This window comes from Bacillus sp. ISL-75 (genome assembly GCF_018613095.1).
Genome location: NZ_JAGGQX010000018.1, coordinates 1 through 24,992 on the forward strand (window position 1 = coordinate 1; position 24,992 = coordinate 24,992).

At 38.2% G+C, this 24,992-nt stretch carries 23 protein-coding genes; 21 read left to right on the forward strand and 2 right to left on the reverse strand.

From position 1 onward, the window contains the following. The first annotated feature begins 624 nt into the window (after positions 1–624). Entirely contained in the window at positions 625–2,793 is a 2,169-nt protein-coding gene (locus J7E63_RS07740) for a DNA topoisomerase III (protein WP_215010932.1), read from the forward strand. 94 nt (positions 2,794–2,887) lie between these two features. Then, positions 2,888–3,310 (forward strand): transcriptional regulator MntR, encoded by a 423-nt coding sequence (gene mntR / locus J7E63_RS07745; protein WP_215003144.1) that lies wholly within the window; start codon positions 2,888–2,890, stop codon positions 3,308–3,310. Positions 3,311–3,344: 34 nt separating this feature from the next. On the opposite strand, the gene J7E63_RS07750 is transcribed toward mntR, so the two are convergent. Both J7E63_RS07750 and metA read right to left on the reverse strand, forming a co-directional pair. Next, positions 3,345–3,557 carry a DUF3892 domain-containing protein gene (locus J7E63_RS07750; RefSeq protein WP_215010933.1) on the reverse strand — a complete coding sequence of 71 codons (213 nt, stop codon included), beginning with the start codon at positions 3,555–3,557 and terminating at the stop codon, positions 3,345–3,347. 126 nt (positions 3,558–3,683) lie between these two features. Then, positions 3,684–4,592 carry a homoserine O-acetyltransferase MetA gene (metA, locus tag J7E63_RS07755; protein WP_215003148.1) on the reverse strand — a complete coding sequence of 303 codons (909 nt, stop codon included), beginning with the start codon at positions 4,590–4,592 and terminating at the stop codon, positions 3,684–3,686. 225 nt (positions 4,593–4,817) lie between these two features. Between metA and J7E63_RS07760 the strand changes: the two genes are divergently transcribed. From J7E63_RS07760 to J7E63_RS07850, 19 genes are all read left to right on the forward strand, one after another. Then, positions 4,818–6,521 (forward strand): formate--tetrahydrofolate ligase, encoded by a 1,704-nt coding sequence (locus tag J7E63_RS07760; RefSeq protein WP_251033426.1) that lies wholly within the window; start codon positions 4,818–4,820, stop codon positions 6,519–6,521. Between the two features lie 99 nt (positions 6,522–6,620). Next, a complete protein-coding gene (locus J7E63_RS07765) occupies positions 6,621–7,139 on the forward strand; it encodes a hypothetical protein (RefSeq protein WP_215010935.1) in 519 nt (172 codons plus the stop codon). Positions 7,140–7,273: 134 nt separating this feature from the next. Then, positions 7,274–8,122: a DegV family protein gene (locus J7E63_RS07770; RefSeq protein WP_215010936.1), complete on the forward strand. Its 849-nt coding sequence runs from the start codon at positions 7,274–7,276 to the stop codon at positions 8,120–8,122. A 293-nt stretch (positions 8,123–8,415) separates the two neighbouring features. Next, positions 8,416–9,063, forward strand: coding sequence for an HD domain-containing protein (locus tag J7E63_RS07775; RefSeq protein ID WP_215010937.1), 648 nt, complete (start codon positions 8,416–8,418; stop codon positions 9,061–9,063). Next, entirely contained in the window at positions 9,060–10,949 is a 1,890-nt protein-coding gene (locus J7E63_RS07780; RefSeq protein ID WP_215010938.1) for an ABC-F family ATP-binding cassette domain-containing protein, read from the forward strand. Before J7E63_RS07775 ends, J7E63_RS07780 begins: the two co-directional genes overlap by 4 nt. A gap of 107 nt (positions 10,950–11,056) precedes the next feature. After that, a complete protein-coding gene (locus tag J7E63_RS07785) occupies positions 11,057–12,190 on the forward strand; it encodes a conserved virulence factor C family protein (protein WP_215011003.1) in 1,134 nt (377 codons plus the stop codon). A gap of 63 nt (positions 12,191–12,253) precedes the next feature. After that, complete coding sequence (locus tag J7E63_RS07790) at positions 12,254–12,688, forward strand: BrxA/BrxB family bacilliredoxin (RefSeq protein ID WP_215010939.1); 435 nt, start codon at positions 12,254–12,256, stop codon at positions 12,686–12,688. A gap of 161 nt (positions 12,689–12,849) precedes the next feature. Further along, positions 12,850–13,443 carry a YpjP family protein gene (locus tag J7E63_RS07795; protein ID WP_215010940.1) on the forward strand — a complete coding sequence of 198 codons (594 nt, stop codon included), beginning with the start codon at positions 12,850–12,852 and terminating at the stop codon, positions 13,441–13,443. A 102-nt stretch (positions 13,444–13,545) separates the two neighbouring features. Further along, on the forward strand, positions 13,546–14,127 hold the full coding sequence (locus J7E63_RS07800; protein ID WP_088088708.1) for a TerD family protein: 582 nt from the start codon (positions 13,546–13,548) through the stop codon (positions 14,125–14,127). A gap of 234 nt (positions 14,128–14,361) precedes the next feature. After that, positions 14,362–15,141, forward strand: coding sequence for a TerC family protein (locus J7E63_RS07805; protein WP_215010941.1), 780 nt, complete (start codon positions 14,362–14,364; stop codon positions 15,139–15,141). A gap of 75 nt (positions 15,142–15,216) precedes the next feature. Then, positions 15,217–16,404 (forward strand): HpcH/HpaI aldolase/citrate lyase family protein, encoded by a 1,188-nt coding sequence (locus J7E63_RS07810; RefSeq protein WP_215010942.1) that lies wholly within the window; start codon positions 15,217–15,219, stop codon positions 16,402–16,404. Then, on the forward strand, positions 16,355–17,731 hold the full coding sequence (locus J7E63_RS07815) for a phosphoribosyltransferase family protein (RefSeq protein WP_215010943.1): 1,377 nt from the start codon (positions 16,355–16,357) through the stop codon (positions 17,729–17,731). The genes J7E63_RS07810 and J7E63_RS07815 overlap by 50 nt, the downstream gene beginning before the upstream one ends. Next, positions 17,712–18,833: a cysteine protease StiP family protein gene (locus J7E63_RS07820; RefSeq protein ID WP_251033427.1), complete on the forward strand. Its 1,122-nt coding sequence runs from the start codon at positions 17,712–17,714 to the stop codon at positions 18,831–18,833. Before J7E63_RS07815 ends, J7E63_RS07820 begins: the two co-directional genes overlap by 20 nt. Then, complete coding sequence (locus J7E63_RS07825) at positions 18,830–19,630, forward strand: HAD family hydrolase (protein ID WP_215010944.1); 801 nt, start codon at positions 18,830–18,832, stop codon at positions 19,628–19,630. The genes J7E63_RS07820 and J7E63_RS07825 overlap by 4 nt, the downstream gene beginning before the upstream one ends. Before the next feature lie 456 nt (positions 19,631–20,086). Continuing rightward, complete coding sequence (locus J7E63_RS07830) at positions 20,087–21,724, forward strand: YceG family protein (RefSeq protein ID WP_215010945.1); 1,638 nt, start codon at positions 20,087–20,089, stop codon at positions 21,722–21,724. Between the two features lie 3 nt (positions 21,725–21,727). Further along, on the forward strand, positions 21,728–22,831 hold the full coding sequence (locus J7E63_RS07835) for a toxic anion resistance protein (protein ID WP_215010946.1): 1,104 nt from the start codon (positions 21,728–21,730) through the stop codon (positions 22,829–22,831). A 48-nt stretch (positions 22,832–22,879) separates the two neighbouring features. Further along, positions 22,880–23,491 (forward strand): TerD family protein, encoded by a 612-nt coding sequence (locus tag J7E63_RS07840; RefSeq protein ID WP_215010947.1) that lies wholly within the window; start codon positions 22,880–22,882, stop codon positions 23,489–23,491. 34 nt (positions 23,492–23,525) lie between these two features. Continuing rightward, on the forward strand, positions 23,526–24,104 hold the full coding sequence (locus tag J7E63_RS07845; protein WP_215010948.1) for a TerD family protein: 579 nt from the start codon (positions 23,526–23,528) through the stop codon (positions 24,102–24,104). 138 nt (positions 24,105–24,242) lie between these two features. Then, on the forward strand, positions 24,243–24,950 hold the full coding sequence (locus J7E63_RS07850) for an anthrax toxin lethal factor-related metalloendopeptidase (protein WP_215010949.1): 708 nt from the start codon (positions 24,243–24,245) through the stop codon (positions 24,948–24,950). Positions 24,951–24,992 lie beyond the last annotated feature (42 nt).

Consider the following 24,992-nt stretch of genomic DNA (forward strand, 5'->3'; position numbering starts at 1 on the left):
ATAGATTTCACCACTTAATTTTTTATTGTTTGGTTGTGTTAAGAGCAGTGCATCATTGATTTTATAGCTCTGTTGATTTCCGCGGAAGGCACGCAGACTCCTGCGGGAGTACGGGGCAGGGGAGACCCCGCAGGAGCATAGCGACGAGGAGGCTCCCCGGCACGCCCGCGGAAAGCGAAGTGCCTAGAGCGGAAATCAACAGGCCCATTAGCAGGTACAATGAATAATTAAATGCTGAGAATAAAAAATTGTTGAGAAAAATACTCTTTCTCGACAATCTGGGTGATCATTTGATCACTCTTTTTTATTATTTAGTCTATTTGTCAAATAAAAGACAAAATACTAAGGAGATTTCGTGACGTAGTCTGCTATTTTAATAGTAAGAACTTTGAGAGTAATTCTAAAAATAATTATTATCATTATTACCACTGTACTTAGAAATTGAATGAATCTACAATTACTGAAAAGTGAAGAATGAAACAGTCGATTAAATAGTCTCGATCATCCTCTATCATAAAATTGGAAAGGAAATTAGTTGATGTGGTGATTATTTATTCTTTACGAACAATGGATTTAATGGGTAAAATGGATTTCGGGATGCTTTGTAAAAAGGGAGCAATCATAATGAAATTAATTATTGCCGAAAAGCCGGATCAAGGGTCAACCTTAGCATCAATCTTTAAACATAAAAAACAAAATGGTTTTATCGAAATTTATCCAAATGATATTTTTCCTAAGGGAGCCTATGTGACTTGGGCAATTGGTCATGTATGCCAATTAGTCTCGCCCGAAAAATATCAGCAAGGCTGGAAAAAATGGTCGTTAGATAATTTACCAATTATCCCTGAACAGTTTGAATACGAAGTAACGAAAGATAAGGCAAAACAATTTGCAGTCATAAAAAAGTTAGTGTCTGATTCTAATGTAACTGAAATTATTCATGCGGGTGATGCGGGGCGCGAAGGTGAACTGATTATCCGCAATATCCTGAGGTTAACAAAATGTCACAAACCCATGAAAAGGCTGTGGATCTCGTCGTTAACAGCTAATAGCATTAGAGAGGGTTTTAAAAAGCTGTTGGACGAGCAAGAAACACGGAGCTTATTTTTTGAAGCCTACACAAGGGCTTGTGCTGACTGGGTGGTTGGTATGAATGCTTCACGTTTGTATAGCTTACTTTTACAAAAACAAGGATTTTCCGATGTCTTTTCAGTTGGTAGAGTACAAACACCAACCTTAGCACTAATTGTTAAAAGAGAAATAGAAATAGAGAACTTTAAGTCTGAACCATTTTGGGAGGTTCTCGCACATTTCTTAATGAATGGAAAAAAATATACTGGAAAATGGCAGAACGATGGGGAAACCCGAGTGAATACAAAAGAGTTAGCCGAAAAAGTTGCGGCTTTTTGCAAGGATAAACCTGCCGAAGTCAGCGAGGTTCTATCAGAAAGGAAAGAGTTCTTTCCTCCACTCTTATATAATCTTTCCGCCCTCCAAGCCGAGGCAAATAAACGCTTTAAATTCTCACCGAAGAAAACTCTCGATGTTATGCAAAAGCTCTATCAAAAGGGAAATGTCTCGTACCCTCGTTCAGATTCACGGTACGTTACAAATGAAGAAGCGAATACTTTCCCGGAAGTCTTAAACAAATTAAGTCATATTAAAGATTACGAAAGCTTCTTCCCGTTACCATTAGCTTCGATTTCAGAAAACAAACGTTATGTGAATGAAAAGAAGGTCACAGACCACTATGCGATTATTCCGACGGAACAAATCCCTAATGTTGAGCGGCTCACTCCAGATGAGAAAAAAATCTACGATTTAGTTGTTACAAGTTTGATCGCCGCACACTACAATAAGGCCATTGCTGAATATACTACTGTGACAACATTGGTGGATGGAAGGGCAGCGTTTATCTCGAAAGGGAAGGTTCAAATTGAAGAAGGCTGGCGTAAAGTACTGAATCCAAAAGATACCGAAGATGAACCCGCACTACCAAAGTTAGCAGAAGGTGAGCAAGGTCGGACGGATAAAGTGGAAGTCAAAGAAAGCAAAACTCAGCCGCCAAAACGCTATACTGAAGGTCAATTGATTACGTTAATGAAAACGGCCGGTAAGCATATAGATGATAAAGAACTCGAAAAAATTCTGACAAAGACCGAGGGCCTTGGAACGGAAGCAACCAGAGCAGGTATCATTACTATGTTAAAAGACCGCCTATATATTGAGGTTACTAAGAATTTAGTTTATGCTACAGCAAAAGCCAAAATCCTGATTGAGGCTATTGGCAAAGAAATTTTAGCTTCACCAGAAATGACCGCAAAGTGGGAGCAAAAACTAAAGGAAATATCAGAGGGGTCTGCTGCACCAAAGCAATTTATGGAGCAAACAAAAAAGATGGTCATTCACTTAATTTCGTCAAGTATTGGTCAAGCTACTAACTGGTCTTTCTCGGAGGAGATTCGCGAAAATTTTGCACCTGGGAAGCAAAAGGGAAGGAAGCAGTCTTATGCCAAGCTGGGTCCTTGTAAAAAATGTGATGGTTCAGTCGTAGATAAGGGCAGCTTTTACGGTTGTTCAAATTACCAAAAAAATCATTGTGATTTCACCATTTCAAAGAAGATATTAGGTAAAAATATTACCCAGAAGAACATTAAACTGCTTTTATCAGAAGGGAAAACCGAGCTGATTGAAGGTTTCACAAATAAAGAAAAAACCTTTAATGCTCGGCTGTTTTTAGACCCAACTGAAAAAAAAGTAAAATTTTTATTCGAAGAAACGGCAGCAAAATAAAGTAATGATATTTTGGATAAGTGATAAAGTGCCTTGTCACTATTTTTTTTCTATAGTAAACTTTTAGTTGAGTAATTTTTTTGGAGGGTATGGGATGCCAACACCAAGTATGGAAGATTATATTGAACAAATATATATATTGATTGAAGAAAAAGGATACGCTCGTGTCTCAGATATTGCCGAAGCTCTGTCAGTACATCCCTCCTCAGTAACAAAAATGGTGCAAAAACTTGATAAAGATGAATATTTAGTCTACGAAAAATATAGAGGACTTGTGTTAACAGCCAAGGGGAAAAAGATTGGCAAACGCCTGGTCTTCAGACATGATTTACTTGAACAGTTCCTCAAAATCATCGGTGTAAAAAATGAAAATATATATAACGATGTCGAAGGGATTGAACACCATTTAAGCTGGGATTCAATTGATCGAATTGGTGACCTGGTTCAGTTTTTTGAAGAAGACCAAAAGCGTATAGAGGCATTAAATGAAATACAAAAACAGAATGAAAGTGATTAATAAAGAAGCACCTAGCAGTAATTGCTAGGTGCTTTTAATACAAATCTGGGTATTGATCAAAAGATTGGTCGCTCTCTGGGATTAATGACATTCTACCATGCTCTTCCTCAATAGCCTGAACCCCTTGAATTAGGCCATTTTCTGCCTCTAATATTGCCTTTCGATAAGAAATGATTCGTCCCTCAGAAGTGACAAAATTGATAATTTCCCCAAAGAAATTACGGTGAAGTGCCACAATTGATTCCATGAAAATTCTCCTCTAAAATTATTATTAAAAGCAATACCTTGCTTTTTTCTATATTCTTTCTATTTTTACAAATAATAAACAAACAATCATATAAAAAAAGCATCGGAATTTACCCGATGCTTTGTGTTAACCCCAAAAAAAAGGGGTTTCCTGGTATACATAATAATTAAGCCAGTTTGAAAAGAATAAATGACCATGAGAACGCCAGCGATTTATTGGCGGCTGGGTTGGATCATTGTTTGGAAAATAGTTCTCTGGTATATGGATTTCAAGGCCTTTATTCAAGTCTCTTTCATACTCTTGGGCCAGTGAATCTGATTCATATTCCAAATGTCCGGTAATCATGACATGCTTTCTATCCCGAGAGGCAATTAATAAGGCACCTGCATCTTCAGAGGCGGCTAATAATTTTAATTCTGGATTCTTTTTAATTGCTTCAATCGATACATCAGTATAGCGAGAATGGGGAGCATAAAACTGGTCGTCAAACCCACGCAGCAAAGTGTCATTTGGTTCGAAAATCCGGTGAGGATAAATACCTGAGCATTTTCGCTGTAACTCAAATTTATCAATCCGATAATGATAGTTAAGAGCAGCCTGCGCACCCCAGCAAATATGTAACGTCGAAGTGACATTTTGATTGGCCCAGTCCATAATCTCAGTTAATTCCGACCAATATTTAACTTGATCAAATTCTAATAGCTCTACAGGAGCACCAGTAATAATCATCCCATCAAATTTTAAGTTTTTCACTTGGGAAAAGGTGGTGTAAAACTGTTCGAGATGCTGTTTACTCGTATGGGTGGATTCATAGGAGTTGGTTTTTAGAAAATTGACATTTACTTGTAAAGGCGAGTTTCCTAATAGTCTTAAAAGCTGTGTTTCTGCTTTTTCTTTTTCAGGCATTAAATTCAGAATGAGGATATTTAATGGTCTGATGTCCTGTGCAATAGCTCGTTCATTATCCATAATGAAAATATTTTCGTGTTCGAGAATTTCCCTCGCTGGAAGGAGTTTTGGAATGTTAATTGGCAAGTGATCAGCCCCTTTTTCAGGTTAATTAGGAGTATTTCTAAATACTACATCCATTTATTTAACTACCTACGATAAGGAGTCAATGAATAATTGAAATATTTGATATTTATATTATAAACATTATTGTAAATTCAGAAAAGTATTAATTAATTTGTCATAATTAATTATCGGATTGAAAGCGCTTATTTGATACAATGAAACCGTAAGTCCAATTCTAAATGCTGAATGCGGGGGATAAAGGTGGTATTGAAAACAGAAGTGAAATCAGACATTGATATTGCACAAGAATCAAAGATGAAGCCAATTGTTGAAATCGCCGAAAAAATTGGTTTGGAAGAGGATGATCTAGAACTTTTTGGTAAATACAAAGCTAAAATCTCAAATGAAGCTCTTGCTAAACTCAAAACGAAGGATAGCGGAAAAATTATCCTTGTCACTTCCATTAATCCAACACCAGCTGGCGAAGGTAAATCGACTGTGACAGTTGGACTGGCAGATGCTTTTAATCGAATAGGTAAAAAAACAATGATCGCAATCAGAGAGCCTTCACTAGGCCCAACTATGGGTATTAAGGGTGGGGCGACTGGCGGTGGATACTCGCAAGTCCTGCCAATGGAAGACATCAACTTACATTTTACTGGAGATTTACATGCGATTACGACTGCAAATAATGCCCTCGCAGCATTAATCGATAATCATCTTCAACAAGGAAATGAACTTAACATAGATCAACGGAGAATAGTCTGGAAACGGTCCCTGGATTTAAATGATCGTGCATTAAGAAAAGTTATTATCGGTCTTGGTGGACCCCTTCAAGGTGTTCCTAGGGAAGATGGCTTTGACATTACGGTCGCATCGGAAATTATGGCGGTTTTATGTTTAGCAACAGATCTAAAGGATTTAAAATTACGATTATCACGGATGGTTGTTGCCTATAATTATCATAAGGAGCCGGTTACGGTCAGTGACTTAGGTGTGGGTGGCGCATTAACGTTATTATTGAAAGATGCGGTCAAACCAAATCTTGTCCAGACGATTGAACATACGCCAGCTCTTATTCACGGCGGTCCGTTTGCAAATATTGCCCATGGGTGTAATAGCGTCATAGCAACTAAAGCTGCGGCTCAGTTAGCGGATTATGTTATCACTGAAGCTGGTTTTGGAGTAGATTTGGGTGCAGAAAAGTTTTTACATATTAAATCAAGAAGTGCGGGGATTCAACCAGAAGCAGTTGTTATTGTTGCGACTATTCGTGCCTTAAAAATGCATGGGGGAGTAGCAAAAAGTGAGTTAGCTAAAGAGAATATTCCATCACTAACACTTGGTTTTGCAAATCTAAAAAAACACATCGAGACAATCAATAGCTTTGGATTACCAGTAGTTGTTGCAGTTAACAAATTCATCACTGATACAGAACTTGAAGTAAAAACATTACTTGGATGGTGTGAAAGAGAGAATGTTCCTGTTGCCTTAACCGAAGTGTGGGAAAAAGGCGGAGCAGGAGGCATCGAGCTAGCTGAAACAGTTTTGGCTGTCATTGACAAGAATGAAAACAATTTTAAGCATTTATACGACCTATCTGATCCGATTGAACAGAAAGTTAGAACAATTGTCCAAAAGGTTTACGGTGGAAAAGATGTAGAATTTTCTTCAAAGGCTAAAAAACAATTGATTGATTTTGAAAAATTCGGCTGGTCTAATTTAGCTGTTTGTATGGCGAAATCTCAATATTCCTTGTCTGATGATCCTGTAAAGTTAGGTAGACCAATGGATTTCAGCGTGACGGTCAGGGAGTTTAAACCTTCGATTGGGGCTGGATTTATCGTTGCGTTAACTGGAGATGTTATGACCATGCCAGGGCTGCCGAAAAAACCTGCTGCCTTAAATATGGATGTGGATGAAAACGGGAATGCAGTTGGGCTTTTCTAAATCAAAAAAGAAAGTAATAAAATTTGAACTTAGATAACTGTCTAGCGCAAGCGGCCGAGCGGGCGCTTGCGCTTTTCTTAAGAGGAGAGTAGATGGGATATGTTTGATCCGACAGCCTTTGATAACATGAAAGTGGTGATTGAAGGTGCACTTTATGATTTAGATATTATCGGCGAGATTGTTATTACGGACCGAAACGATCTAATCAACATGGCTAAGATGTCTCGGAAATTTAATGTATCTTTCCGTTTACCTAAAAGCAGTGTAATAGCGAAAATTGAAATGTCATCAAACCTGGTTAACCTAGCAGCAGAGCTTTTACCGGCCTTACAATCAGAACAGAAGGCAGGGTGTCATTTAAGGCTCCAATTTTTAATTGAACATAAAGACATGGAAATAGACTTTCAAGCGGTTGAAAACATCCTACTAAACGTATGGGGGACCACGAGAAAGATAACTCAAATTGTTCAGTATCAACCACTTGAAATCGTACGAAAGAAGACTCATGTGATTAATGTTGATTTTGAACGATTGATTCGGGAAGATCAAGTAGATGATTTGGTTGAAATGACTGAGTTTATCATGACAACTCTTAAGCAACTGAACAGGAAATTTTAGCAATATGAAGCGAAACCAGCTTATCATTCAAAGCTGGTTTTAATTAGGCTTTTAAAATATTTACAATATTCAAATTTTTATGTACGATTAATTTACATATCTGTTCATTTTTTTATAAAAAAGGGGAGATGACGTTGGTCAAAACGGCTTGGGTCACAGATAGTACAGCCTATTTGGACGAAGAATTAAAAAATCATCCGGATTTATATACCATTCCACTAACGATTTTACTTGATGGTGAGGAATTTTCTGATGGGATTGACTTAACCCCTGCTCAATTATTCGAGAGATTAAAGCATCTTAAAAATCCACCTAAAACATCACAACCTTCCATTGGAGCTTTTCAAGCATTATATGAACAACTGTCTAAGGATTACGACCAAGTCGTCGCCGTTCTTTTATCAGGAAAATTAAGTGGTACGGTATCCTCGAGTGAGCAAGCTGCAATGCTTGTTGAGATTCCGGTAACCACCTTTGATTCCAATATCCTAACCTATCCAATGACGGCTTTACTTAAAGAAGGAATAAGGCTGCTCGAAGCAGGCGCTAGTCTTGAATCAGTAATCAGTCAACTCGAAAGAATTAAGAAAACCAACGAGACCTATGTTCTTGTTGGCAGTTTAGAACAGCTCCACCGAAGCGGCAGAATGTCAGGCTTGAAATTTTTTCTCGGCAGCATGCTTAACGTTAAACCAATTATTTCGATTGAAGATGGTGCGCTGAGTGTGAAAGAAAAAGCAAGAAGTGAGAAAAAGGCAAAGGAAAAAATATTGGATTACTTAAGGTCATCCTACGAGCAGCATCATTTTAAAGAGGTATATATTTTATATGGTTTGCACGAGGGTCACGCAGCTAATTGGAAGGATGAATTAAGAAAGGAATTTCCTCAACTAGAAATCAACTGTTGTCCATTAGGCGCGGTAATCGGCGTGCATGCAGGTGAAAATACCCTTGGCATTAGCTGGCATAATGAGTTGAAATAACTTACTCCCAAACTGAGCATACTAAAATTGCATTAAATCTTAAATGAGAGGGAGATGTGCCATTAGTAAGCAAGGGAGACAAAATCCGAACCAAACAAGAGAACAAATTGAAAAGCAAGACAAACGAAATGATATTGAACTTGGAAGCGAGTTTCAAATTGGTAATAGCAAGTCGCAAAGTCAGAAAAAAAGCGGACGCCAAGCAAACAAAAAATAATCCCGAACATTCGGGGTTATTTTTTGTTTGTTTTTCATGTTAAAATAGCAAGGATAAAGGTAGGTGCTTTCAAGCAATGAAGAATCCAATAATTGTGCTAACAGAAGAATTTGTCCGTAATGAATTAGCTGAAGATGCGACAGGCCATGATTGGTTCCATGTCGACCGCGTTCGACGGAATGCCTTACATATTTGCAGGGAAGAAAAGATAGGAGAGGCGTTCATTATTGAAATGGCTGCATTACTCCATGACATCCCTGATGAAAAGTTGAATGAAAGTATCGAAAAAGGTGAAGAAAAACTGGAAACCTTTTTGCAAACAATTCCGCTAACAGATAATGAAAAAAAACATATAAAACAAATTATCGCAACGATTTCCTATAAAGGCGGTATAAACAGTGAGCTCTCAACGATTGAAGCCAAAATCGTCCAGGATGCAGACCGATTAGATGCGATTGGAGCGATCGGGATTGCGAGGGCGTTTGCATATGGCGGTAAAAAAGGACAACCAATTTATAACCCTGGCATTAAGGTTCGAAACGAAATGAGCTTAGAAGAGTATCGAAAAGGTAAATCAACAAGTATTCACCATTTTTATGAAAAGTTGCTTAAATTAAAAGACTTACTAAATACAGAGTCTGCCCGAGAAATGGCAGAAAGCCGTCAACAAATGATGGAAACCTTTTTAGAACAATTTTACCAGGAATGGGATGGACAAGAATGAAAATGCTCACAGGAGAAAATATTTCAAAAACGTATGGGGAAAAACAGCTCTTTAACAATATCTCGTTCACGATTAAAGAAAAAGAGCATGTGGGATTAATCGGGATCAACGGGACCGGTAAATCATCATTATTAAAAATTATTGCAGGACTGGATACTCCTGACGAAGGAAAAATCATCACAAGTAAAGACTATTCCATTACATTTTTAGACCAACAGCCGGAGTTAGATGGTGACAAAACGGTCCTTGAACAAGTCTTCCATGGCGATGCTCCCATCCTAAAACTAATGCGTGCTTATGAAAAAACTTTATTAGAACTGAATCTTTCTCCAAATGACACGAAGGTCCAAGAAGACCTTTTTGAATTACAAAAGCAAATGGATGCTCTAAATGCTTGGGATGCCAGTACCAATGCAAAGTCGATTTTAATGAAATTAGGGATTGAGGAATTTACAAAAAGAATTAGTGAACTTTCGGGCGGACAGAAAAAGCGCGTCGCATTAGCTCAAGTATTAATTGCCGAGCCGGATTTACTTATTTTAGACGAACCTACGAACCATCTCGATTTTGATTCGGTAAAATGGTTAGAGGATTATTTAAGTAGATACAATGGCTCGATCTTGCTTGTCACACATGATCGCTACTTTTTAGATCGGGTTGCGAATCGGATGTTTGAGCTCGATAGTGGTCAATTATACAGTTATAAAGGGAACTATGCCGCCTTTTTAGAAGCAAAAGCGATTCGTGAAGAAAATGAGGCGGCTACCTTTGAAAAAAGTAAGAATCTGTTCCGCAGGGAGCTCGAATGGATTAGGCGTGGTGCAAAAGCCAGGTCTACAAAACAAAAGGCGAGGATTCAACGTTTTGATGAGCTCGATGAAAAGGTTTCGAGTGGGAAGTCATCTTCTGAAAAGATGGATATCTCGTTAAATGGCAGTCGGCTTGGCAAGCAGGTATTTGAACTGAAGGATGCTTCCAAGCGATACGGAGCAAAAACGATTTTATATCATTTTGATTTACTTGTGAAGCCGGGGGATCGGATTGGCATTATCGGGAAAAACGGAACCGGGAAATCAACCTTATTAAATATCCTCGCAAAACATATCCCCCTTGATGAGGGTGAGTTCATTATGGGGCAAACGGTGAAAATCGCTTATTACACACAGGAAAGCGAAGATATGGATGAAAATAAGCGGATGATTGAATACATTAAAGAGACGGCCGAGATTGTCGAAACATCGGACGGGAAAACGATCTCTGCTGCTCAAATGCTTGAACGCTTTCTATTTCCTCCATTTTCGCACGGTACCCCGATTCGAAAGCTATCGGGCGGAGAAAAGCGACGTTTATATTTGTTGAAAATATTGATGACTGCACCAAATGTGTTATTGTTGGACGAACCAACCAATGACCTCGATACCCAGACACTGACGGTTCTTGAAGATTATTTGGAAGATTTCCCGGGAGTGGTTATCACTGTTTCTCATGACCGCTATTTCTTAGATAAGGTGGCTGAACAGCTTCTCGTCCTGCAAGGGGAAGGTACAATAGATTCATTCTTTGGGAATTATACAGAGTATCTTGAGAAGGAATCAGCGCTTGAAGCACAAAAAACAGTTGCGGTTTCGGCCAAGCCATCTAAACCGGTTGAGAAAGAAAAAAAGAAAAAAATGACCTATTTAGAGAAAAAAGAATGGGAATCAATTGATGAGGACATTGCGAAAACAGAGACCCGCATTGAAGAAATAGGTGTTGAAATGGCGAAAACAGGCAGTGATTTTACGAAAGCACAGGATTTGATGAAGCAGGAAACCGAATTAAACGAAAAGCTTGAGTACTTAATCGAACGCTGGTCATATCTGGCAGAGCTGGCTGAAAAGGAATAAGAGTGCGTCCATGGACGTACTCTATTTTTCTTCAAGCATATCCAGTGATTGAAACTTATCCAATATGATAAACTAGAAAATGAAATCATAAGAATTAGGTGATCTTGTTGAAAATTAAGGCGATTGAACCAACGCCAAGTCCGAATACAATGAAAATTAATTTAGATGAAGAACTTCCTATGGGGAAAAGCCATAATTATAAAAAAGAAACAGCAACAGATGCGCCAGCCGTTATTCAATCCATTCTTCAAATCGAAGGCATCAAAGGCGTGTACCATGTCGCAGACTTTCTTGCTGTCGAGCGCAATGCAAGATATGATTGGAAGGAATTATTACCTCAAGTTCGCCAGGCATTTGGAGAAAAAGCGAATGAAACTGCAAACACCGCAAAAATAGATGAACATTTTGGGGAAATTAAGGTTGAAATCCAAATGTTTAAGGATATTCCACTCCAAGTAAAGCTTACCGATGGCGCTACTGAAAGACGGTTTGGATTGGCGGAACACTTTTTAAAAGCAAGAGAAAGGGCACAGCTTCCTGAAGATAACTATATCTTCTTGCGAAAGTGGCAAAATCAGGGCGTCCGTTATGGAGATTTTGACCAAATTGGCAAGGAGGTAGTCGATGAACTCATTGCCGCGTATCCACTGGAACGATTAGAAGAATTAGTTACAAATGCTCAATCAGCAGAATCTACTTCAGAACCAAAAATTAATCTGTCTCGCAAAAAGGTAACATTGGAGGATTTACAGAATCCCGATTGGCAGATTCGCTATCAACTCCTCGAGCAAATGGATGATCCGGAACTAGAGGATTTACCCGTGCTTGAAAAAGCATTATCTGATGAAAAGGCTTCGATTCGAAGGCTTGCAACAGTGTACCTAGGCATGATCAAAGAGAAAGAGGTACTTCCGCTTTTATACCAGGCACTGAAAGATAAAACTGTGACCGTTCGAAGAACCGCGGGAGATTGTCTATCAGATTTAGGGTTTCCAGAAGCAGCCGACGAGATGATGGAAGCATTGCAGGATAAGAGCAAGTTAGTTCGCTGGCGGGCAGCAATGTTTTTATATGAAGCAGGCGATGAAAAGGCCCTTCCAGCGTTAAAAGCTGCCGAAAATGATTCAGAATTTGAAGTCAGTTTGCAAATAAAAATGGCAATTGAAAGAATTGAAGGCGGTGAAGCAGCTAAAGGTTCTGTTTGGAAGCAAATGACCGAAGCAAGGAAAGCGACCGAATAAAATTGCAAAGAGCTAATAGATTAGGTATTCTAAAGTGGATGAATCGAAACGGAGTGATATAAAATGTCAAATGCTTATGATGAATATATGAAACAAATGGTTTTACCGATGCGCGAAGAATTAACTAGAGCTGGCTTCGAAGAGCTACCTACTCCACAAGATGTAGAACAATTTTTGGAAAATGTCAGCGGAACCACGCTGGTTGTCGTAAATTCTGTTTGCGGATGTGCTGCTGGATTGGCTCGTCCTGCTGCAACGCAAGCGGTGCTAAATAGCGAGAAAAAGCCAAACCACCTAGTAACAGTTTTTGCTGGACAGGATAAAGAAGCCACAGCGAAAATGCGTGAGTATTTCGAAGGAATTGAACCATCATCACCATCAATGGCATTATTAAAAGATAAAAAAGTCGTTCATTTCATTCCTAGACATGATATTGAAGGAATGCCGATGGAAACAGTTATGCATAATTTACTTGGGGCATTTGAAGCCCACTGCTAATTAGGATGTCAGCCGACATCCTTTTTCTATGATTAAATTGTGATATTTAAACTGTTTTTTTCCATTTACAAGAAAAAAGAAGTATAATATTTTGTATAATAACTAATTTTTTAAAAAAATAGATTATACATAATCTTGCTAAGAATAAGGTGAAATGAAAAATGAACAATTGGCTTCGTAAAACGTTATTTGTATTAGTATCTGTTTTAACTTTTGGACTTGTTACCCCCACACAATTAATCAATACGGTAAATGCAGAGAATCTAGCCGATCGTGATGCCTTCGAAGCGCCATCGACCGAAAGTCACTTTGGACAAACAAACACGTTTATTGAAGAATCAGATTTTGATAAAGAAAAGTTTATTGAAGAATTAATAAAACAAGCAGAATTCCAGTCATATCAAAAATTTGGTCCAAGGATTAAACCAGTCATCGAAAATGAATTTCGGGAAATTATTTTACCAAATATCGAAACAGCACTTGAAGAAATTGCTGTCCAATTTCCTGAAGAAGATTTGAAAAATCTCACCATAACCGAACAACCTGGTGCCGGCCTTTCTGAAAAAATCTTTAATATTAACAATAGCGCTATCGGTAAAGATATACTTCGTTTTCATGTAAGACGAGATAATCCACCGCAAGCAGGCTACTGGTTCAATTTTCATTACCACACCTACCATGATAATTTCCAGAGCCATCATGAGTTAGGGTCTATTTTTTGGGCTAAAAATACACCACCTAAATGGATGAGTTAATGTGAATTTGCTTATTGGCAGGAAAAAATTTTATTATAATAAATGAAACCTTTTTATGACAAACTCGTAAATAGACTATTACCTAAATTGGAGGAATGAAAAATGGCAGTAAGTTTATCAAAAGGTCAAAAAGTTGATTTAACAAAAACCAATCCTGGTTTAACAAACGTTGTGGTTGGATTAGGATGGGACACAAACAAATATGATGGTGGAAATGACTTTGATTTAGATTCATCAGTTTTCCTATTAGGAGAAAATGGAAAAGTTACGAATGAAAGTGACTTTATTTTCTATAATAATCCACAAGGAGCAAATGGAGCTGTGGTACATACTGGAGATAATCGCACAGGTGCTGGTGATGGTGATGATGAAGGCATTAAAGTAAGCCTTACAACTATTCCAGCCAATATTCAGCGGATTGCGTTTACAATTACAATTCATGATGCAGAAAGCAGAAATCAAAACTTTGGACAGGTTTCAAATGCCTATGCCCGCATTTACAATGAGGCAAACGGTGAAGAATTGATTCGCTATGATTTAGGTGAGGACTTCTCGATTGAAACAGCAATTGTTGTTGGTGAATTGTATCGCCACAATGGTGAATGGAAATTTAGTGCCATCGGCAGTGGTTATCAAGGCGGATTAGCTGCACTTGCAACTGACTTTGGACTATCTATAGGTTAATATTTCAAAATGAAGAGACCCAATCAATAATGGGTCTTTTTACAAAAGCTTTGTTAACAATATGTCTAGCTGCTGCGCCTAGTGGCTCTATGCTCTACAGCCAATCCGTCATGAAGGTTAAAGAACAACCTTCACGTCGGCTCGACTTATGCTTGTCGCCCCTTGGAAAAAATGAACTACTTTTTTCCCTGAAAAAGGCGCATCCGCTTTTCTATTCTAGGAGGAATTACTTTAATGTCAGTTTTGAATCATATCTTGGACACCTATGCGCAATTTTTTGATTTGAATATGTGGGGTAAAATATTAGCCGATCCAGTCAGCTGGGGACTTATTGGGACACTTATTATTTTAGAAGGATTACTATCTGCTGATAATGCGCTTGTTTTAGCCGTTATGGTTAAACATTTGGAACCTAAAAAGCGTAAGAGAGCCTTGTTCTATGGTTTATTAGGAGCATATATATTCCGATTTATTGCGATTGGAATCGGAGTATACTTAATCAAGTTTTGGGTCATTAAAGCCCTTGGTGCCGCGTATCTTGCTTGGTTAGCGATTAAGTATTTCATCGATAAACGTAAAGGTGATGCTGGTCACGATGAAGAGGAAGCAGAAGGAATTAACCAAGGAGGCTTGCTAATACGCTTATTTGGTACCTTTTGGGGAACGGTAGCTGCCGTTGAATTAATGGATATTGCATTCTCAGTTGACAGCGTTCTTGCTGCATTTGGGGTCAGCAATCAGGTATGGATTTTATTTGTAGGCGGGATCCTTGGCGTGTTAATGATGCGTGGCGTTGCTGGAGTTTTTCTTACACTAATTGACAGGATTCCTGAACTAGAAACCACCGCTTATATCTTAATCCTAATCATTTCTATTAAGATGGCACTAACCTTACCGTTATTCAACATCCATATTGAATCATTACATTTCTTTATTATTCTAGCCGTAACATTTGGAGCTACCTTTATTGTTCACTTTATGAATAAGAAAAAGGAAACTAGCAAAGAAAACTAAAAATTGTTGACTAAAAAGGGGAGCTGACGAGAGTCCGTCTCCTCTATTTTTTACCTTTAAAGAGGAGAAAGTGTTATGGAATTTTTTACATACTTTTACGAAAATGAAATTAAACGATTCTTCTTTCAAAAACCGCAGGCTTATACTAAATATTCTCACCGTGAACTACTGTCCTATGGTTTAGGCGCCACGCTTTATATGCCTGCCACACGCCCTAATATTCATCAAGAAATCCTCTCTAAGAAGCATGAAGGATTAACCTCCCTTGTCATCGACTTAGAAGATGCTGTTGGTGATAACGAGGTAACTGATGCTGAGGCAATGCTTATCAGTGAATTATTAAAGTTATTTTTTGAATTAAATAAAGGCTTTTTGAGCTATACAGATCTACCGCTTATGTTTATCCGAATCCGAAACCTAGAGCAGTTAAAACGGATTACCGAACAATTAGGGGATGCAATAAGTCTGCTTACTGGGGTCGTGCTTCCAAAATTCAGCGCTGAAATTGGAGAAGAATTATTAATGGAAGTACACCGATTACATACAAAGGAGCACCCATTTTATGCTATGCCGATCTTGGAGACAGCAAAGGTCATTCAAAAAGAAACGAGAATGGAAGAATTAATGAGTATAAAGAATCTTCTTGATCGCTACAAGGACATTATTCTTAATGTTCGGATTGGGGCTACTGATTTTTGTGGATTATATGGAATTCGCCGTAGTGCGGATACTACCGTTTATGATATCGCTGTCTTAAGAGATTGCATTTCAGATATTATCAATGTCTTTCAACGCTTTGATAGTTCCTACGTTGTATCTGGTCCAGTTTGGGAGTATTTTTCTGCGAAAAAGAGAATGTTAAAGCCGCAGCTTAGGCAAACACCGTTCCGCGAACGGTACGGGGATGAAGGGTTGAAATGGAGAGCAAAATTAATCAATGAACATATGGATGGTTTAATCCAGGAAATCTTAATGGATATTGCAAACGGAATAACAGGAAAAACGATTATTCATCCTTCACATATCAAAGTAGTGCAAGCCCTAAATGTCGTTTCCTACGAGGAATTCATTGATGCTAGCAATATCATAAATTCGGCAAATGGGGATATTGGCGTTTTGAAAAGTAATTTTGCTAATAAAATGAATGAGATAAAACCTCATTATTATTGGGCAAAGAAAACCATCTTAAAATCACAGCTGTACGGGGTGTTACATGAAGAATTCACAACCATTGACCTTATCAAAAAAGAAGTATATGTATAATATCCTAGACTCCATTGAAACAGAGATAGAAGTTTCTGAAAATCCGTATGATTTACCACTAGAAGAATTATTTACAATGGCAGCCAGAATAAATAAGAAACGGTCGTTTTTGTTTGTAAGTAAAGTGCTCGGTAAACACTTACCAATTGATCCCAATAAGGGATTGCAAACTGGAGCACTTCTTGGTGCGAGATTCCTTGAAACGGTAAAGGAGATAAAATGTTTAGAAACTGAGAGTCTATTAATCTCATTTAAAAATGGAGAATCATATCAGAGTAAGGCCTTTATCCCTGACAATATCCGTCCTGTAGTGATAGGATTTGCTGAAACCGCCACCTCACTTGGGCATGCTTTCTTTGATTGCTTTAAATCGGCTGAATACTTTCATACCACTAGAGAAGAACTCGAACAGGAAAAACCAAAAATTACCTTTGAAGAAGAGCATTCCCATGCGACATCACATCGTTGTTTTATTCCGTTAGAAATGATACAAAATGAACGAGAAATCATCCTCGTTGATGATGAACTGACAACGGGTAAAACCGCTTTAAATATTATCCAATCGATCCATGCTAAATTCCCAAGACATGTTTATACCGTTGTTTCCATTTTGGATTGGCGTTCAGAAGAAAATCGATATGGTTTTATCCGTCTTGAACAGGACCTGGGGATAAAAATCAATGTGGTAAGCCTTTTGGCTGGTACAGTACAGGTTAAACAGCATAATGAAATGAATAATTGGTCAATAAAAGAGGAATCGAACAAGCGCTTGGAGTCCTCTGTCGAACAAATAGACCTATCCCCTTTTTTTACCATGACCCTCTATTCAGCCAATAACCCGATGAATAAGGCAGCATTTATTAAAGAGACAGGTCGATTCGGCCTAAGCAGTACGGAAAATAGGAGTCTACAACAGAAAACCTCTGCAGCTGCGGCCGTTTTAAACAAAAAAAGGATTGGAAAAAGGACGCTTTGCCTAGGCACTGGAGAGTTTATGTATCTTCCGATGAAATTAGCTGCCGAAATGGGTAAAGGTGTTTATTATCAATCAACAACCCGAAGCCCGATTTTTATCGAAGACAAAGTAGGATACGGAGCGAGGTATGGTGCGTCTTTTCCTAATCCTGAAGACCAAGATATTACTCACTTTTTTTACAATATTCCACCAGGATTCTACGATGAAATATTTATCTTTTTTGAAAGAACAGTAAAGTTAGAGAATCTTCAACCATTACTGAAAGAACTAAATAAATTACAAATAAAGATGATAAGACTTGTCTTTTTTTCTGAATATCGAGGTGAACAAGTTGAAAACCACAATCAATAAACCGGCAAAGATAGGAAGCTATAATGCGGAGGATGTTCAATTTCTATTAAAGGATTTAAGTGATATAAAGCTAGAGGATTCGACTGAAAATCGGGAATTGATGGTTCAGTCAGGTGTTCACTACAGCGAATCACTGCCAATTGAGTACCAGCCGCCAAAGGCGTATGTGAATTTATTTTGGGAAACCTTACACGAATACAAACAAAAAGTTGCCCTATGTATTGGTGTTGTGGCTGAACAAATCTATCAATCTAAGGGTGATAGGGCCGTACTTGTTTCTCTGGCTCGAGCAGGAACGCCTGTGGGGATATTAATAAAAAGGTATATTCACATGCATTACCATGTATTATTGCCGCATTACAGTGTTTCAATTATCCGCGACAGAGGGATTGACGAAAATGCACTTCAATATATACTTGGCCAACATCCAGAGGCTGATATTCAATTTGTTGATGGGTGGACAGGTAAAGGGGCAATTTCGCTTGAATTGACCAAAGCCTGTCATGATTATCAACAAAAATATGGGATAAACCTCGACGACACATTAGCAGTCATCGCAGATCCAGGTTATTGTACCACTTTGTTCGGAACTCGCGAGGATTTTTTAATTCCTAGTGCATGTCTAAACTCAACTGTATCTGGGTTGGTGAGCAGGACAGTTTTAAATGATCAATATATCGGGAAGGATGAATTCCATGGAGCTAAGTATTATCAGGAATTGATTCCTGCTGATGTTTCCAATGAATATATTGATTTGATTAGCAATGAATTTTTAAACATTGCAAGCGAAGCGGCTGAGATGGCTACACATAAGGAAAATGAGAAAATAGAAACTGGATTCTTAGGGATGGAGGACGTCAAGCGAATTCAATCTGAGTTTGAAATTGAAAGTACCCATTATATTAAACCAGGAGTTGGAGAAACAACGAGAGTTCTGCTTCGCAGGGTTCCTTGGAAGATACTAATGCGCGATCCGTCAAGTCCCTTTGTCAAACATATTCTCATGCTTGCAGAAGAAAAGGGTGTAGAGGTCGTACCTTATCCAAATTTAAAGTATTTATGCTGCGGCTTAATCAAGTCGGTTAAGGGGATTAAAAAATGATCTTTGCATCTGACCTTGATCGTACATTGGTTTATTCGAAACGGGCCATCGAAGAACTTGGAGAAATAGATAAAACAGTCATAAAACCCGTTGAAAAAAAAGATAATAATTGGGTTGCCTATATGACAGAACGATCCTTTTTTGCTTTAAAAGAGCTCTCTCTAACTAGTCTTTTTATTCCGGTTACAACGAGGACAACAGAGCAATTTAACCGTTTCTACATTTTTAAGGAGGACATTCCACTAAAATATGCCATTACTTCAAATGGGGCCAATATTATTAATAAAGGTGAAATAATGAAAGATTGGTCAGCGCATATTTTTCAGCGTATGAACGCGGAATCGGTTCCCCAAGACGAGTTGCTTGCGTTTTTAAAGAGAGATGGCTTTCAATTTGATGGGCAAATAAAGCAGGCGGAGAATTTATTTTTCTATTTCATCTTAAATAGTCTTCCACCTGCTTCAGATCGAAAAGCGATTAATGACTTGGCTGTATCCTATGGTTGGAGGATCTCCATTCAGGGGAGAAAGCTCTACTTTATCCCTCTTGCGATCAGTAAAGGGGATGCACTTGAATTTATCTCTATGCGAGAAGGTATGGAAGTCATTGCGGGTGCGGGGGACTCCGTACTAGATTGGGACTTTCTGAAAAACTGCCAATATCGATTTGTCCCAGCCCACGGTGAGCTTGCAAGGGTGTCAGGCACTAGTAATTTTACACTTACAAAAAATTATGGTATTAGTGCAGGGGAGGAGATTACCCAACAATTTTTACAGCTGCAACAACTTATAGTTTAATCTATTTCACTTTTCGGTTAAAAACAAATAAGTATACGCAAGAAAATAAACTATAGCATCCAAAAAAGAATAAAATGGACATGGCTAGTGAATGCAATGTTGAAGAAAGCAGCATCGTAAAGATTAAGCTAAACACAAATAAATCTAGGTAAATAAAAACATCGGAAACCATCACTTCCATCACGGTATTTAATTCTTCCTGAATGTGTTCTATCCTAGGCCGCTTATATAAAAATCTCATTCGAGTCACCTACTTTAACGTCAGTACTCAAATAGTATGTAAGGACAAGGAAAAAGGTGAAAAATGAGGAAATGGTGAAAAAGACGAAACATTTTTTTATGACATTCGTATAAACAAATGAACCAATTAAATAACTATGATATGATGTTATGGAAACCTTACATAATTTTCTAGCGCTAGAAAAATAGCTTTCTTTTTTGAGGAAGGGATTATGAATGCATCCATCATTAAATCAGCTAATCGCCCATCCAGTATCCCTTTCATATGAAAATTGGCACGCCTTGCTGAAAAAACCGCTACCTGAACGGCCAAATTATTCATTAGAAAATGGAAAAATTCACATTGGGCAAGTACTTGGAAAGTTCCTTGGGATACCAATCGATACGGATACCTATTATAACCAGCTTTTTGATTATGTTAATAATGAGGAATGGAGACTTCATTTGCTAAGTGAGGAATCACTAGATAAAACAATTAACAACACTCACTTTCAATCCATTCAAAAAGTCATAAATATTAATCGTGAACAAAAGCTGTCCATCAACCGATTTACGGCTTTTCTAGATGGGGAACAGTTATTGTTGAAATCAAAGGTACCTGTAATCCATAGGAAGATAAGAGAAGCGATGATCGCAACACTGGAGTTGTACGCAAAACTTGAAGGGGACGGGCTAAAGAACCACGAGCTTAGGCGGGTGCTTGTTGACATTGTTAAATGGTCCATCAATCATTTACAGCCCGTTTTGGAGATGGCTGATCCACAAATCGAAATGCCTAGATTTTTGTGGTACGGTGATTTTAAGAAAAGCCACCAATATTTTTTATATTATTTAAGCAGGCTTGCCTGTGATATTGTTATTTTCCATCCAGAAGGTAAGGATATTTTAGAAGGTATGATGGAGGACCCAATCTTCTCGCATCAATTTCAAAATAAGCTGCCTGCGGAACCGTTCCCGAAGGAAGAGCGCAGTCGTAAGGCAACGGTTGCATATAGAGCTTCAAAAGAAATTGAAACGATTTTAAACCAAGAGGGTTCAGGTCTTTATAAACCATGGCAATTAAGAGATTATACTCCGTCCTCGATTACATTAAAAACGACCTATGATGAACTATTTATTCTTGGGAAAGAAATGGCGATGGTCAGACCAGATTTTGAGGTGGGGAACGGACAAGTCAAAATACCTTCTATCTTTGCTAAAGTACAGGGTGTTAGTAAAAATCGCAAAGAGTACTGGGACCGTCTGCAATCACTCAGTGAATTAGAGCATAGTTTACTGATTCGCCGTTTGCCAATCACGATGACAAGCACAAGTGATTTTCGCTTTCATTATCGAAATGCCCTTGATAAGGATGGCTTAATTAATCCGGCTACTATGATGCAAGCACATTACTGGCCATATTCCTTTTTATCTTCAGGATTACAAAAAGGAATCGCTAATGCCGTTAGGAGAATCTGTGAAAAACCAGGTTTAAAGCCCTTCCCTAAGGAAAGTATAGAAGACGTAAAGATGTATTTATTTACACAGGCCTTGTTTATGCCAAAACCCATCATTCAGTTAATCGAAAGATTTGACTACTCGCAACATATACCTAAATTAATCATTTACAATAATGAATTAGCAGGTATACTCTCAAGGTCAGATGCAGCACTTATCTTGCTATTAAATCAATTTGGTATTGATATCATCCTATATAATCCTCCTGGTCATAATGATATTGAAAATTTCTTGGACGAACGTTTATTTGATAAGCATTGGCTTGAAGACGTTGTTTTTGATTTAGAATTTAAAGAACCGTCTATTTTTAAAAAAGGGCTTTTTCAAGGAATCTTAAAAAATTTAAGGGGAGATTAATAAGTGACTCTTACGCCGAATCCATCAAGCGGTTTAACGCCAGCAGGTACGGATGACATCCTAACAGAAACAAAAGTCTCTGACATTAAACTTGCACTTCGGAAAGAACCAGAAATTCAAAATTTAGCCCGCACGATTGATGAGCGTGACCAAATCCAAGTTTTAGAGTTTGGGAAGGAACCAGCCGTCCAAATTTCCCGTTTTTCGGATCAGATATTAAACAATATGAAGACTTCAAAAGTGGAGGATTCTGGTGAACTGCTTAAACAACTGGGCCGGATTATGGATAAGTTTGATGCTAAGGACTTTCAAAAAACTTCAGGTGGATTTTTTGGTAAGCTCTTTAAAAAGGGTGAAAAGGTGGTCGAAAAGCTGTTCGGCAAATACCAAACCATGGGCTCCGAGATTGACAAGGTATACATAGAAATATCGAAATATCAGCATGAAATGGTTGATGCAACAAATATGCTCGAGCAAATGTATGAGCAAAACTATCAATACTATTTAACGCTTGAAAAGTATATTGTTGCGGGTGAGATAAAAGTTGAGGAACTAAAAAATAATCAACTTCCCCAGCTTGAATCCCGAGCTGGAGCAGGTGATCAACTTGCCTCCATGCAATTGGACTCGCTGAAAAATGTCATTGAGTTATTAGAACAACGCATCTATGATCTAGAAATGGCCAAAATGGTCTCACTGCAGACTGCTCCGCAAATTCGTCTTTTGCAAAGAGGAAATACGAAACTGATTGGAAAAATCAATTCGGCATTTGTGACGACCATCCCGATTTTTAAAAATGGTCTGATTCAAGCGATGGCGGCGAAAAGACAAAAGCTGGTTGCTGATTCAATGAGTGAACTTGACCGCAGGACAAATGAAATGCTTCTGAAAAATGCGCAAAACATTTCCCAGCAAAGCACAGATATTGCTAGGCTTGCCGGAGGTCCAAGTATAAAAATCGAGACGATTGAAGAATCTTGGAATATTATCATCAAAGGCATGCAGGAAACAAGGGCTATTGAAGATGAAAATAAACGGATGCGGATTGAAGGCACCAAACGTTTAGAACAACTGCAAAATAACTTTAAACAGTTGAAACAATCTTAGTTAATAAATAGATTTTGATTTACTAAATTTCATATTGGGGTGATTGAATTGGCTATTAATTTACAAAAAGGGCAACGAGTTGATTTAACGAAGAGTAATCCAGGATTATCTAAAATCATGGTAGGTTTGGGCTGGGATCCAGTACAAAGCAGCGGTGGCGGCGGCTTATTCGGCGGTTTATTCAGTGGCGGTGGTTCTGCTAATATTGACTGTGATGCTTCCGTTATTATGCTAGGTGCAAACGACAAGCTGCAAAACAATAAGGACGTTGTTTATTTTGGAAACTTAAAGAGTAATGACGGCAGTGTACAACACTCAGGAGATAATTTAACAGGCGACGGAGACGGTGATGACGAGCAGGTAATGATCGATTTAAGCAGAGTACCGTCCAATATTCAGAAACTTGTTTTCGTTGTTAATATCTATGACTGTGTGAAGAGAAAGCAGCACTTTGGGATGATGAAAAATGCTTTTATCCGAGTTGTGAATCCTGGAAACAATCAAGAGCTCATCCATTATAATTTATCAGACAATTACAGCGGGCTAACATGCCTAGTGACAGGAGAAATTTACCGTCACGGCAATGACTGGAAGTTTGCGGCAATCGGCAGCGGTACAAATGCAGCTAGCCTTAGTGAAGTTGTTCGTTCCTTTAGTTAGGTAAAATAATAAAGTTCAAATAGAGGTGATACGTTTGGGTATTAACTTAGCAAAGGGACAAAGAATTGATTTAACAAAAACGAACCCTGGGCTAACCAAGGTAATTGTTGGCCTCGGCTGGGATACGAATCGTTATCATGGCGGAAATGACTTTGACTTAGATGCATCTGCCTTTCTAACAGATGCGAATGGCAGAGTAATCCAGGATTCCGACTTTATTTTTTACAATAATTTGATTCACTCTTCAGGCTCTGTTGAACATACGGGTGATAATCGAACCGGAGAAGGCGACGGCGACGACGAGCAAATCAAGATTGACTTTAGTAAAGTTCCCAAGCATGTGCATCGAATTGCGATTACTGTGACCATTCATGATGCGGACGCAAGATTCCAGAATTTCGGCCAAGTTTCTAATGCCTTTGTTCGCTTGGTTGACGAAGATACTAATAATGAGGTCTTAAGATTTGACCTTGGCGAGGATTTTTCGGTCGAAACAGCGGTTGTTATTTGTGAACTTTACCGCCATAACGGTGATTGGAAATTTAACGCGATCGGCAGTGGTTTTGCAGGTGGATTAGCCTCCCTTTGCCGAAATTATGGATTAGAAGTTTAAATTTATTAAAATTGTGAAGCTGCCGTATTCGGCAGCTTTTTGCCTTTATTCCCCACTTTTGGCTTGTAAATTCAAATTAACTAACTAAGTCCTATGTTATAATTCAATTAATATATTGAATTATTAGGGGATGATAATTTGCGTAAATCGGTAATTACTCTACTAATCGCTGGTTTGTTTCTATCATCCATAACTACATCACAAGCTTCTTATGATGGTATTTTGCTTGGAGATAATCCTAGAAATTCGCTAATCTACCAATCTCTTAAAGATGATCGGTCAGTAGCACTTTTAGATCAAATAATTGTATTACCAAAGGAGCACTTTGATCAACAAGAAGCGGCTGCTATGATTTCCAGAATCAATTCTTTACCTTTTTCCCTTTTGAAAAAAATAAACAATCAGGGAATTAACCTGAAACTTTTTAATGGAAAGCTGACGGATAATCCCACTGCAAGGCAATTAGCTGGGCAGGTTCCGCGGGGTTATACATCTAACGTAACCTGGGATGATGTCCCAGGGATTGGAGGATCGAAGGTGGTCCTTGTTAAGATTGGTTCCAGTGAATCAGGAAAGGGTCATAGTTCTGTAAATCTAGAATTACATGAGTTGGCCCATTCGATCGATCGCTATGTGTATGGGGAGATTAGTGGTTCCAAGGACTTTATGAGCGTATGGGAAAAGGAACATGAACAATTATTTCCGGGAAACAGCTATTTTTTATATCCGGAAGAATATTTTGCAGAGACCTTCGCAATGTACTATTTAAATGATGATACAAAAGAACTATTACGGAAGAAAGCACCAAAAACATTTGAATTTTTGAAACAGCTATCGCTTCACTAATTTGCCCTTGATTGTTAAAATAGATAAATATGTGCAGATAAG